General features: G+C 60.2%; 9 protein-coding genes. 7 read left to right on the top strand and 2 right to left on the bottom strand.

Annotation, left to right across the window (positions count from 1 at the left end; genetic code table 11):
* The first annotated feature begins 71 nt into the window (after window positions 1–71).
* From ydcS to C6A40_RS09815, 7 genes are all read left to right on the top strand, one after another.
* A complete protein-coding gene (gene ydcS / locus C6A40_RS09845) occupies window positions 72–1,217 on the top strand; it encodes a putative ABC transporter substrate-binding protein YdcS (RefSeq protein ID WP_023344246.1) in 1,146 nt (381 codons plus the stop codon).
* A gap of 17 nt (window positions 1,218–1,234) precedes the next feature.
* Window positions 1,235–2,248, top strand: a complete 1,014-nt coding sequence (locus C6A40_RS09840) for an ABC transporter ATP-binding protein (protein ID WP_045334841.1) — start codon at window positions 1,235–1,237, stop codon at window positions 2,246–2,248.
* Window position 2,249: 1 nt separating this feature from the next.
* Entirely contained in the window at window positions 2,250–3,194 is a 945-nt protein-coding gene (locus C6A40_RS09835; protein WP_021240251.1) for an ABC transporter permease, read from the top strand.
* Window positions 3,184–3,990 (top strand): ABC transporter permease, encoded by an 807-nt coding sequence (locus tag C6A40_RS09830; RefSeq protein WP_021240250.1) that lies wholly within the window; start codon window positions 3,184–3,186, stop codon window positions 3,988–3,990. The genes C6A40_RS09835 and C6A40_RS09830 overlap by 11 nt, the downstream gene beginning before the upstream one ends.
* A gap of 24 nt (window positions 3,991–4,014) precedes the next feature.
* Window positions 4,015–5,439 carry an aminobutyraldehyde dehydrogenase gene (gene patD, locus C6A40_RS09825; RefSeq protein WP_045334839.1) on the top strand — a complete coding sequence of 475 codons (1,425 nt, stop codon included), beginning with the start codon at window positions 4,015–4,017 and terminating at the stop codon, window positions 5,437–5,439.
* 182 nt (window positions 5,440–5,621) lie between these two features.
* A complete protein-coding gene (locus C6A40_RS09820) occupies window positions 5,622–5,795 on the top strand; it encodes a GhoT/OrtT family toxin (RefSeq protein WP_013096478.1) in 174 nt (57 codons plus the stop codon).
* An 86-nt stretch (window positions 5,796–5,881) separates the two neighbouring features.
* The gene (locus C6A40_RS09815) at window positions 5,882–6,637 is read left to right on the top strand and encodes an alpha/beta fold hydrolase (RefSeq protein WP_045334837.1); all 756 of its coding nucleotides are present in this window, start codon (window positions 5,882–5,884) and stop codon (window positions 6,635–6,637) included.
* Window positions 6,638–6,707: 70 nt separating this feature from the next.
* Here C6A40_RS09815 and C6A40_RS09810 read toward each other — a convergent pair whose 3' ends face one another.
* Together C6A40_RS09810 and C6A40_RS09805 are read right to left on the bottom strand one after the other, a co-directional pair.
* Window positions 6,708–8,885: a virulence factor SrfC family protein gene (locus tag C6A40_RS09810; RefSeq protein ID WP_045334835.1), complete on the bottom strand. Its 2,178-nt coding sequence runs from the start codon at window positions 8,883–8,885 to the stop codon at window positions 6,708–6,710.
* Window positions 8,882–11,863, bottom strand: a complete 2,982-nt coding sequence (locus C6A40_RS09805; protein ID WP_045334832.1) for a virulence factor SrfB — start codon at window positions 11,861–11,863, stop codon at window positions 8,882–8,884. Before C6A40_RS09805 ends, C6A40_RS09810 begins: the two co-directional genes overlap by 4 nt.
* Window position 11,864: the final 1 nt, after the last annotated feature.

Here is an 11,864-nt window from a genome sequence, read left to right as displayed (position 1 = left end):
CTACGTTTAATAAGGGAGATATTTTTACGGCACGGCTGCCGCTAAATTTCATTGCGACAGGAGTAACTCTTATGAGCAAAAAATTTGCCCGCAGCAGCCTGTGCGCGCTCGGCATGACTATCATGACAGCGCAAGCCGCAGAACCACCAAAGGCCATTGGCGACGGGGAAGGTCGACTGGATATTATCGCCTGGCCGGGATACATCGAGCGGGGGCAGACGGATAAAAACTACGACTGGGTCACCCAGTTTGAAAAAGAGACCGGGTGTGCGGTCAACGTCAAAACGGCGGCCACGTCGGATGAAATGGTCAGCCTGATGGCGAAAGGGGGATATGACCTGGTGACCGCCTCAGGCGATGCCTCCCTGCGGCTGATCATGGGCAAACGCGTCCAGCCGATTAACCCCGATCTTATCCCCAACTGGAAAACCCTCGACGAGCGGATTGTGAAAGGGGAATGGTTTAACGTCGGCGGTAAAGTCTACGGCACGCCGTACCAGTGGGGACCAAACCTGCTGATGTACAACACCAAAACCTTCCCGACGCCGCCGGACAGCTGGAGCGTCGTCTTTACCAAACAGGATCTGCCGGACGGTAAAACCAATCAGGGACGCGTACAGGCGTATGACGGCCCGATTTACATCGCCGATGCGGCGCTGTTCGTTAAAGCCACGCAGCCGCAGCTGGGTATTAAAGACCCGTACCAGCTCACCGAAGCACAGTATGCCGCTGTGCTTAAGGTACTTCGCGACCAGCATGCGCTGATCCACCGCTACTGGCATGACACCACCGTCCAGATGAGCGATTTCAAAAACGAGGGCGTGGTGGCCTCCAGCGCCTGGCCGTATCAGGCGAATGCCCTGAAGGCCGAGAACCAGCCCATTGCCACCGTCTTCCCGAAAGAGGGGGTGACAGGCTGGGCGGACACCACCATGCTGCACGCGCAGGCTAAACACCCGATGTGCGCCTACAAATGGATGAACTGGTCGCTGACGCCGAAAGTGCAGGGCGATCTGGCCGCATGGTTTGGCTCCCTGCCCGTGGTGCCGGAAGGGTGTAAAGCCAGCACGCTGCTGGGCGATAAAGGCTGCGAAACAAACGGGTATAACGAGTTCGACAAAATCATGTTCTGGAAAACCCCCATCGCAGAAGGCGGCAAATTTGTGCCTTACAGCCGCTGGACGCAGGATTACATCGCCATCATGGGCGGTCGTTAATTGCCCGGGAGCAGAACATGACGTACGCAGTCGAGTTTAACAATGTTTCCCGTCTGTACGGCGACGTCCGGGCGGTGGATGGGGTCACCATTGCGATCCGCGACGGAGAGTTTTTCTCCATGCTGGGGCCTTCGGGCTCCGGCAAAACCACCTGCCTGCGTCTGATCGCCGGTTTTGAACAGCTGTCAGGCGGGACGATTTCCATCTTCGGCAAAGAGGCGAGCGAACTGCCCCCCTGGGAACGGGACGTGAACACCGTCTTTCAGGACTATGCGCTGTTCCCGCATATGTCGATCCTCGACAATGTCGCCTACGGGCTGATGGTCAAAGGCGTCGACAAGAGAAAACGCCATGCCCAGGCCCGCGATGCTCTGGAAAAAGTGGGCCTGAGCTTTGCCATCGCCCGCAAACCTTCGCAACTTTCCGGCGGCCAGCGTCAGCGTGTCGCCATCGCCCGCGCGCTGGTAAACGAACCGCGCGTCCTGCTGCTGGACGAGCCTTTAGGGGCGCTCGATCTCAAGCTGCGGGAACAGATGCAGTTCGAGCTGAAGAAGCTTCAACAAGAACTCGGCATCACCTTTATTTTCGTCACCCACGATCAGGGCGAGGCCCTTTCCATGTCGGACCGGGTGGCGGTGTTCAATAACGGGCGCATCGAGCAGGTGGATACCCCACGCGATCTCTACATGCGTCCGCGCACGCCGTTTGTCGCCGGTTTTGTCGGCACCTCAAACGTTTTTGATGCGGGCCTTGCGCAGACGCTTTGCGGCATGGAGGGCACCTTTTCCCTGCGCCCGGAGCATATTCGCCTTAATGAACAGGGTGACGTTCAGGTTCAGGGCGTCGTGCAGGCCGTACAGTATCAGGGGGCTGCCACGCGTCTGGAGCTGAAGCTCGCCGATGGCGCCAAACTGCTGGTGAGCCAGGCTAACTTCAGTGACGCCTCGCCGCTGAGCGGCATTGCGCCGGGGCAGGCGGTCATGGCGTCATGGTCGCGCGATGCGATGATCCGCCTTCACGAGGAGAGGTGAAATGGATATGAGCGTTGCGCATCCTCCCGCCCCGCGCGGCCGTCTGAGCCGCGTGACGGCCCTGTTCTGGCGAAAGCCGTCGCTCGGTCTGTTCCTGCTTCTGCTTGCGCCGCTGATGTGGTTTGGCATCGTCTATTTAGGATCGCTGCTGACGCTGCTGTGGCAGGGGTTTTATACCTTTGACGATTTCACCATGGCGGTCACGCCGGATCTCACGCTGGCGAACATTCAGGCGCTTTTCAACCCGGCAAACTACGACATCATCCTGCGCACGTTAACGATGGCGATTGCGGTGACCATTGCCAGCGCCATCCTTGCGTTCCCGATGGCCTGGTACATGGCGCGATACACCAGCGGCAAGTGGAAAGCGTTTTTCTATATCGCCGTGATGCTGCCAATGTGGGCGAGCTACATCGTCAAAGCCTACGCCTGGACGCTGTTGCTGGCGAAGGACGGCGTGGCCCAGTGGTTTCTCAGCCATCTCGGCCTGGAGCCGATTCTGACCTCAATCCTGACGCTCCCGGCAATTGGCGGCAACACCTTGTCCACCTCCGGGCTGGGACGGTTTCTGGTCTTCGTTTACATCTGGCTGCCGTTTATGATCCTGCCCGTCCAGGCGGCGCTGGAACGCCTGCCGGCCTCGCTGCTGCAGGCCTCAGCCGACCTCGGCGCGCGTCCCCGGCAGACGTTCCGCTATGTCGTTCTGCCGCTGGCCATCCCGGGCATTGCGGCGGGTTCAATCTTCACCTTTTCCCTGACGCTGGGGGATTTCATCGTTCCTCAGCTGGTCGGCCCGCCGGGCTACTTCATTGGTAACATGGTCTACTCCCAGCAGGGCGCTATCGGCAATATGCCGATGGCCGCCGCGTTCACGCTGGTTCCCATCGTGCTGATTTCTCTTTATCTGGCGTTCGTGAAACGTCTGGGAGCATTCGATGCACTCTGAACGCGCACCGCTGTTCCTGAAAGTGGCAGCGTGGGGAGGCGTCATCTTCCTGCACTTCCCGCTGCTGATCATCGCGACCTATGCCTTCAACACCGAGGACGCCGCCTTCAGCTTTCCGCCGCAGGGGCTGACGCTGAAGTGGTTTAGCGTGGCGGCGGGGCGCGGCGATATCATCGATTCCGTGACGTTGTCACTTCAGATTGCCGCGCTCTCTACCGCGATAGCCCTTGTGCTTGGCACGCTTGCTGCAGCGGCGCTGTGGCGAAGCGCGTTTTTTGGCAAGAATGCGATCTCTCTGCTGCTGCTGTTGCCGATTGCGTTACCGGGGATCATCACCGGCCTGGCGCTGCTGACGGCTTTCAAAACGATCAATCTTGAGCCGGGGTTTTTCACCATCGTGGTCGGACACGCCACCTTCTGCGTGGTGGTGGTGTTTAACAACGTGATTGCCCGGTTCAGACGCACCTCCTGGAGCCTGGTGGAGGCGTCGATGGATCTCGGGGCTGACGGGTGGCAAACCTTTCGCTATGTGGTGCTGCCCAATCTGGGTTCCGCGCTGCTGGCCGGGGGAATGCTGGCGTTTGCCCTGTCGTTTGACGAGATCATCGTCACAACATTTACGGCGGGACACGAGCGCACGTTACCGCTGTGGTTGCTCAACCAGCTCGGGCGTCCGCGTGACGTGCCGGTCACCAACGTCGTGGCTCTGCTGGTGATGCTGGTGACAACTATCCCCATTCTGGGAGCCTGGTGGCTAACCCGCGACGGCGAAAACATTGCCGGCAGCGGGAAATAACAGTGAATTCAACAGGAAAATGCTATGCAAAAACATCTGCTGATAAACGGTGAGCTGGTTGCCGGAGAGGGTGAAAAACAGCCGGTTTATAACCCGGCCACCGGAGAGGTATTGCTGGAAATTGCTGAGGCGTCAGCGGCCCAGGTCGACGCGGCGGTGCTGGCGGCTGACCGTGCTTTTGCGGCGTGGGGACAAACGACGCCGAAAACCCGCGCCGAGTGCCTGCTGAAGCTGGCGGATGCGATTGAAGCGCACGGTGAGGCGTTTGCCCGGCTCGAGTCCCTCAACTGCGGCAAGCCGCTGCACTGCGCGCTGGGGGATGAAATTCCTGCGGTGGTCGACGTTTTCCGTTTCTTTGCCGGGGCCGCCCGCTGCCTGAACGGTCTGGCAGCGGGCGAGTACCTTGACGGTCACACGTCGATGATTCGCCGCGATCCGGTGGGCGTGGTGGCCTCTATCGCGCCGTGGAACTACCCGCTGATGATGGCAGCCTGGAAGCTGGCCCCCGCGCTGGCGGCAGGGAACTGCGTGGTGATAAAGCCCTCTGAGATCACGCCCCTGACCGCGCTGAAGCTGGCAGAGCTGGCAAAAGATATCTTCCCGGCGGGCGTTCTGAACGTGCTGTTTGGTCGCGGGAAAACGGTCGGCGACCCGCTCACCGGGCACGAGAAGGTCCGCATGGTTTCGCTAACCGGTTCGATTGCGACCGGGGAACATATCATCGGCCATACGGCGTCCTCGATTAAACGCACCCATATGGAGCTGGGCGGCAAAGCGCCGGTGATCGTGTTTGATGATGCCGATCTGGATGCGGTGGTCGAAGGGGTGCGGACGTTTGGTTTCTACAATGCCGGGCAGGACTGTACGGCAGCCTGCCGCATTTATGCCCAGAAGGGAATTTATGCCCAACTGGTGGAAAAGCTGGGCGCCGCGGTTGCCAGTCTTAAAATGGGTGCCCCGGAGGACGAGGCTACCGAACTCGGTCCGCTCAGCTCGGCCGCCCATCTATCACGCGTCTGTCAGGCCGTCGATGAGGCGAAAGCGCTCGGCCATATCCGGGTTGTCACCGGCGGGAGCAAAAAAGAGGGGGCGGGCTACTACTTCCAGCCAACCCTGCTGGCGGGGGCAAAACAGGACGATGCCATCGTTCAGCGCGAGGTGTTTGGCCCGGTGGTGAGCGTCACTGAGTTTGATGACGAGGCACAGGTGCTGGCCTGGGCAAACGACTCACAATACGGCCTGGCGTCATCGGTCTGGACCAAAGACGTGGGGCGCGCCCATCGCCTGAGCGCGCGCCTGCAGTACGGCTGCACCTGGGTGAATACCCATTTTATGCTGGTGAGCGAAATGCCGCACGGCGGCATGAAATTATCGGGCTACGGGAAAGATATGTCGATCTACGGGCTTGAGGATTATACGGTTGTCCGGCATGTCATGATCAAACACTGATCCGCTTAGCCTGTCCGCTTGCGCGGTCAGGCGTTCTCTTTGCCCGCCAGATGTGTTACGTAAGATACTCAATTGTTATTAGCCATAATTTTTAAGTGGTTATTCTGTAACGAAAAAACTTGATCTGTGTCAACATATGACGCATATTGCGTGCGGTTATTTTTTCGGCTCTGGTATACAGAATGACGTTGTATCAAAAGATGTTGGTTTTTTACGCAATCATGGCTTCCATCTGCGCGTTAATCACCTGGTTCCTCTCAAAAGACCGCAAACGTATCCGCCTGCTGAGCGCTTTCCTGGTGGGGTCAACCTGGCCAATGAGCTTTCCCGTTGCGCTGTTGGTCTCGCTTTTCTGAAGCACGCTTCCAGTTTTAAAAGATGAACATAGCATTCCTGATGTGATGACTGTATAAATACACAGTGCATCATAAAAGGAGTGCTTATGAACAGTTTTTACTCGCAGCAGGCCGGTTGCACCGTGCGCTGGCACGACTTGCCCGGCTCCGGCGATCCCGTGGTGTTCATTCACGGGCTGGGCTGCGCCGCTTCCTATGAATATCCCCGCGTCGTTCGTGACCCGCTGTTTGGCGCGCGCAGAGCGATTCTCATCGACTTGCCCGGCAGCGGCTACAGCGATAAGCCTGAGCACTACAGCTACAAAACCACCGACCAGGCGCACGTTGTGGCGGAGCTGATTGACCATCTTAAACTGGATTCCTTCTGGTTATACGGCCACAGCATGGGCGGCAGTATTGCTATCGAAACGGCGGGGCTTTTGGCTACGCGCGTGAAGGGGCTGATGGTGTCAGAACCCAATTTTCACGCGGGTGGGGGGATGTTCAGCCGGTCAATCGCGGCGCAAAGCGAGCAACAGTTTCTGGAGCAGGGTTACGACGCCATGCTCAGCGCAGAAAAAACGGCGTGGGCAGGGTGCCTGCAGAGCAATGCGGCTTATGCCGTCTGGCGCGGTGCATCCAGCCTGGTGGCGGGCGTTGAACCGGAATGGGAAGCGCAGTTTCTGTCACTTCCTTGCCCGGTAACGTTGATTTTTGGCGAGCTCTCTCTGCCGGATGACGATGTGAAAAATCTGCAACAGAAAGGCGTTGAGGTAAAAATTATCCCTGCGGCGGGGCACTCTATGTCGTGGGAAAACCCCTCTGCGCTGGCGCAGGCATTAGCCGGGTGTATGACGATGTGATTATTGTGCAATGTATCATCGTTGCGCAATGTAGGCCGGGTAAGCGCAGCGCCACCCGGCAAGAAGGCGGCTACATTATTAAAGCACGTAGTGCCTGACGAGCGTCAGGCTGAACATCATGCGGGTGATGGTAATCAATGTTCTCGATCGCGCGGCTATAGAGTGCGACCAGCCAGTCGTAAACGTACGCGGTAGCCGCATGGACCGGCTGTTCACCCAGACGCGTCAGGCGGGGCTCGGCGCTGCTCACCACCGGGGTGACGAAGATGGCCTGCCCCTTGCGGATGCGGCTTGCCGGGCGCGTCGCCACGGGGGTCTTGTCGTAACCCAGCCAGCCAACGAAATTGCCCATCACGGCATGCAGTTGCGCAGCGCTACTCTTATCCGCTTCGACAATTCGCTGCAGCTGCTGAGGCAGATCCAGCCGGTAGCTGGTGACCACCAGCACATCCGCAATTTGCTGTAACACCGCAGGATCCAGCCCAAGACGGGCGGCTGTCGCCTCGTTGCGGCTCCACTGGCGCAGATGATTTATCCAGACTTTGTGCGCCAGGCGCGCTTTGTCTTTGGTCTGGTACAGACCGGCGCTTTCCTGGGCGTTCTCGGCAAACAGGTCAATGGTATCCGTAAATAGCCCGTTAACCTGCTCCTCGCGCGGCTGCTGAACGGCCAACAGTGTTTCAAAGGCCTTCAGCGGCGGCAGCAGGCCTTCAAGCAGCTCGCCGTGGCGGGCGGCACTGCTTTGCAGCGTGCGCACCATGTTTTCTGCCTGAGCGCGTCGAATACCTGGCTCCTCAACCAGCGGTGCCAGGTAGGTTTGCATCATCGCCGAGAGCTCCAGACGCAGCGCGTTTTTGAGCGTGCCGAGACGCTTCTGTCGCTGCGCGGGCAGCGTGGCCTGAGACAGCCACTCAATGACGCGCTGCATGCTGTGGCTGTCCAGAGCCTGCAGCGTGCCCCAGCGCAGGCCGGGCTTCCCGAGCAGATGCTGTACGGCTTCATCGAGATTCTGCCGGGTGGTAAAGCGAGCGTCGTGCGGGGTGATCGCCCATACCAGACCCGGCAGGGCAGATTCTTCCGCAGGCTGCGTCTCCCTGACCCAGTTCATTAACACTTTTGCTTTTTTGGCCGTCTGTTCGTGCTGCGCCGTCGCGTTGCAGATGACCAGCACATCCGGCTGGAGCTGTTGACGATAGTGCTCAAGCAGCCACTGGGATTTTGCCTGGCGTAGCGGATCGGCATGGCGGTCTTCAAACACCGGGATATCAATGATATCGACATTATCCAGCGCGCCGTTCTCAACCGGAAGCACCAGCTCGCGGGTCAGGAAGGCCAGCACATCGACGGGGAGGCTGATGGCGTTCAGCATCTCACCGTTGTTCAGCGGATGGAGAAGCGTCTCTTGCGTATTCTGCAGCGCTACCGAGCCGTCGTGCGTTAGGAACCCTTCGCCAGGCAGCCCAAAGCTGTCCACCAGCAGGCTAAGGGGGGCCGCAATCTCGCTGGCATGGCTGGTCTGGTGCAGCACATGGGCCAGATTTAACCACTGCTGGGTCAGTTCCTGCTGCTCGCCCCACAGCAGCGACCAGACGCTGGCGCGGGTGCTGAGATCGAGCGAAGGCACCAGTTGGGCGAACTCGTGCCACAGGGCATCATCAATTTGCTGTTTCGCGGCGGGTACCGTGCTCTGCCAGAAGCGGGCAATCGCCCCCACGTCCTGCGCCGTGATGCCGGGCACGCTCTGCGGCTGGCGCAGACCGCGCCATTTCTCCAGGCGGGTCTCAATGACCGCCTTATCCACCGCGCGCATCTGCGGGTGCAGCGTCGTGCGGGCAATAAACAGCTGCACCAGCTCGGCCTCGGTGACCAGGCTCAGGCGCAGCGGAAACGCCTCGTCAAGCGCTTCCGGGGTTTCCCGGGTGAAGCGGACGGCCATGTTGGTCAGGGCATGTCCCGGATTGATATGCGAAAAATAGTCAAAGGTGCGCTGGCCTGGCGTCACGTTCAGGCGTCCATTGCCGCTGCCGCACAGCGACAACAGCAGGTGCGCTTTCGCGCTCTGCGAATGGCCGTAAAGCCCGATGCTGCTCTGGCGGGTCACGGCGCGTTCAATGGCCTGCTCGCGCGCCTGCGCCGCGTTGATGCGGGCAAGCAGGGCGTCGGCATCGTTATCCAGCACGGGGGCGTTCAGGCGCGTCTCGTTGATCCACCCGATTAAGGCCTGAGTGGTGGTGGTCGTCGCTGTCATTTCAGGTATACGCTCCCGCTGTCGATCCAGTAGTGGCTGCCGCTGTGTCGGCGGTCGGCCAGGGTATTCAGTTTGAAGGTTAAGGCGTCAGGCGCCACCGGCGTGCCGTCCTGCAGCCAGGCATCGCTCAGCTCGAAGGCCTCCGGGCCTTCATGCTTGCTGCCGCCGCAGAGCTTGAGCCGCACGTTCAGCACGCCGTCGCCGGCAATCGCTTTTGCCAGTTCGGCCGAGTTAATGCTGAGCGTGTAGAGCGGCGTGGCAGGCCAGCGCGCGTTCGCCAGCTGGCGGAAGCCGAGGGTGACGTTACCGCGCAGCGGGAAGTGCAGACGCGCGTCAAGCTTCGCACCGGGTTTATCAAGATCGATATCCTGATACCAGACGTTTTCCTCGCGCAGGGTATTGACGGTGTTATCCAGCACGCCCAGATAGCGCACGGTGGAATACGCGCCAATGTCCGCGGCTTTAAAGTTGAAGCGCGGCAGACGCAGGTCAAGCGCAAGGCTGCAGAGCATGGCCCCCACGGCAGCGGTCGATTTCGGGTTGCCAATGCGCCCCTGCTGGCTGAACGGATACCACTCATGCACCTGGTATTTATCCAGCCAGACGATGCGGTTGACCGGCACCGGCTGCAGGTGGCGAATCAGCGCCTGAACGCCAGGCAGGCAGCCCGGGCGTCCGGTGATCAGCAGAATGTCGCAGCTATAATGGGAGATCGCCTCACACACCGCGTGGAGCGGGGAGGCCAGCGTAAACTGCCCGGCCAGCATCGCATCCTGCATTTCGCGGAAATTGACGTGCAGCGGCACGGCGAAGAGGTCAAAAGCGTCAGAACCCGCAGGCAGGGCATGGTCGATCGCCTGCTGCAGATAGTTCATCACGTTGCGGGTCGGCTTCTGCGGCAGGAGATCGCCAAAGGTGGCGTGCAGACCAGCCAGCGGATCGTCAACGTCGCTGGACTCCCACCCGGCAAGAATCGCATGGCCAAGCGGCATAAACAGCTGCAGCGCCGTCTGCTGGCGCAGTACGGCCTGGGTATCAATGCGCCCGGAGTCGCCGAACAGTGAAGCCATCAGGAGCGAGGCGTCTGCGATACCGGATTTTTGCAGCTGCGTTTGCAGGGCGGGCAATACGTAGCGCTGAATCACGTCCAGAAGCGTATCGTCGCCCGCGACCTTAAACCCTTCCCGGAACAGCAGCTGCGGGGTGATTTTGACGTTATTGCCGGAGCCGTCGTCCAGCTGGTAATGGGTGATCGCCATATCCGTTGTGCCGCCGCCGATGTCGATGGACGCGACGCGCAGCGCGCGTCCCGGCTGGCTGCCCGGCTCAGGCTCACGGTCCGGACGGGCAAGGGAGGCGAAGAAGGCTTCGGTCTGGCCGCCAAAGCGGGAGATGGCTTCGTTATACAGCCAGACCAGCTGACCGCAGCTGGCTTCATCCCACTCCATCTGGATTTCCGGTACCGGCACCACGCTTTTTTCCTGCTGTTTGCGGGTGACAAAATCCTCATCCTGCGGGTGCCAGCCCATCGCTTTCCAGACAATGGCGATGGCTTCAAACATGCGGCGTCGGAAGATCTCGCGCTCCTGCTTTGGCATGGCGGAGGGCAGCGTCAGGATCAGCGTGCGCAACTGGCGCGGCGAGGCAGGGAAGCCCAGGCGCAGGCGCGTGGCGACGCTGTTGATCTGCCCCAGCGCCTGTGCCAGCAGCTCGCACAGCATATGGGTCATCAAGGTGCTGCGGCTGTACTGCGGCGAGAAGACCGGCAGGCGCTCGTCCTGCGGCAGCGTGAAGAGCGGCTCGCCGTCATCGTTCATCAGGTTCATCAGCGGGAACGCGGTGGCAAGCGGTTCACGCTGGGTCTTGCTGTTCATCTGGCTAAAGCGCCAGTCCTGCACGACCGGGGTTTCATCCCACAGGTAGCGACGCGGGCTGGAGATACCGCTGTTGCCCTCGGTGCCCAGACGCTGCATCGCCAGCTTGCGGGCTTCATCACCGACGCGGACAATCGACGGCCAGACGAAGGCATCTTCGCGACCGCTTTCCACCGAGAAGTGCTGCTTGCCAAAACGCGCTTCCGAAAACTCGAGACGGCTGGTGAACAGCGGTTCGTTCAGGAACTGCGGCTCGCTGAGCGAGCGGACCTGCAGCTCGGCGGTCTGGCGCAGCCCATCGTTGGCATCGCCGTGGTCTTCAATAATGACGCCGCAGGTGTGGGTATTGCCCACGTCGAGGATCAGGTCGACCGGAATGGCAGGCGTGCTGAGCGTATGGGTGACAAATTTCACTTCCGGCACGGTGAGCTGTTCACCGAGCATGGTCAGCAGGTTGAGCCAGTGGGCCTGATACTCAAAGCTGCGCATCGCCTGCTGCAGGTCGCGTTCAGAGCGGTTCTCAACGCCGTCGGCATACTGGGTAAACGCCTCGCGCAGCCAGCCGTCAATCCAGGTCTGATCGAGGAAACTTTCTACCTCGCTATCGCGCCAGGCCAGCGCGAAGCGGGTGCCGTTCAGAATATCGTTTTCCACCGGAGAGAGCGCGGACGTGGCATGGTCGGCAATCTGGCTGTCAAGCGCGAGGGTCACGCGGTGGGTATTGCCTGCCGTGTCCGGGGTCTCAAGCTTGCGCACCTGAACGCGCGCCCAGTTATCCGGCCCTTCCACAAACGTCCGCGGCGGGTTGAAGCGCAGGAACGGAACCGGAAGCCAGACGCCATCCAGTACCGCCAGCGACTGATGTAGCGGGATAGTGGTTTCCGGCTTGACCACTTCAGGCTGGCCGCCGTTCATGCCGGGCAGGGTATAGCGACCGTTGACCAGGTCGAAATCGAGGCGCAACAGCGGGCCGTTCGCGGTTTTACGTACGAAGCGCCCGTTGCTGGCGGAGTCCTGCGGCGTCAGACCGAAATCGAGGAACTGCACGCCGCTGTTGGCAATAAGCGTGACGCTTTGTTTATAGTCGCAAAGATTTACCAGCATA

Source organism: Enterobacter sp. GER_MD16_1505_Eko_090 (genome assembly GCF_003331015.1).
In the GTDB taxonomy this organism is placed as follows: domain Bacteria; phylum Pseudomonadota; class Gammaproteobacteria; order Enterobacterales; family Enterobacteriaceae; genus Enterobacter; species Enterobacter roggenkampii.
Note: the sequence above shows the minus strand (reverse complement) of the source record. Positions and strands in the feature narration are given on the sequence as shown.

Coding starts and splice junctions, on each gene's coding strand:
- C6A40_RS09810 (WP_045334835.1), bottom strand. CDS start 8,885: ATGACAGCGACGACCACCACCACTCAGGCCTTAATCGGGTGGATCAAC.
- C6A40_RS09830 (WP_021240250.1), top strand. CDS start 3,184: ATGCACTCTGAACGCGCACCGCTGTTCCTGAAAGTGGCAGCGTGGGGA.
- C6A40_RS09805 (WP_045334832.1), bottom strand. CDS start 11,863: ATGCTGGTAAATCTTTGCGACTATAAACAAAGCGTCACGCTTATTGCC.
- ydcS (WP_023344246.1), top strand. CDS start 72: ATGAGCAAAAAATTTGCCCGCAGCAGCCTGTGCGCGCTCGGCATGACT.
- C6A40_RS09820 (WP_013096478.1), top strand. CDS start 5,622: ATGACGTTGTATCAAAAGATGTTGGTTTTTTACGCAATCATGGCTTCC.
- C6A40_RS09815 (WP_045334837.1), top strand. CDS start 5,882: ATGAACAGTTTTTACTCGCAGCAGGCCGGTTGCACCGTGCGCTGGCAC.
- C6A40_RS09840 (WP_045334841.1), top strand. CDS start 1,235: ATGACGTACGCAGTCGAGTTTAACAATGTTTCCCGTCTGTACGGCGAC.
- patD (WP_045334839.1), top strand. CDS start 4,015: ATGCAAAAACATCTGCTGATAAACGGTGAGCTGGTTGCCGGAGAGGGT.
- C6A40_RS09835 (WP_021240251.1), top strand. CDS start 2,250: ATGGATATGAGCGTTGCGCATCCTCCCGCCCCGCGCGGCCGTCTGAGC.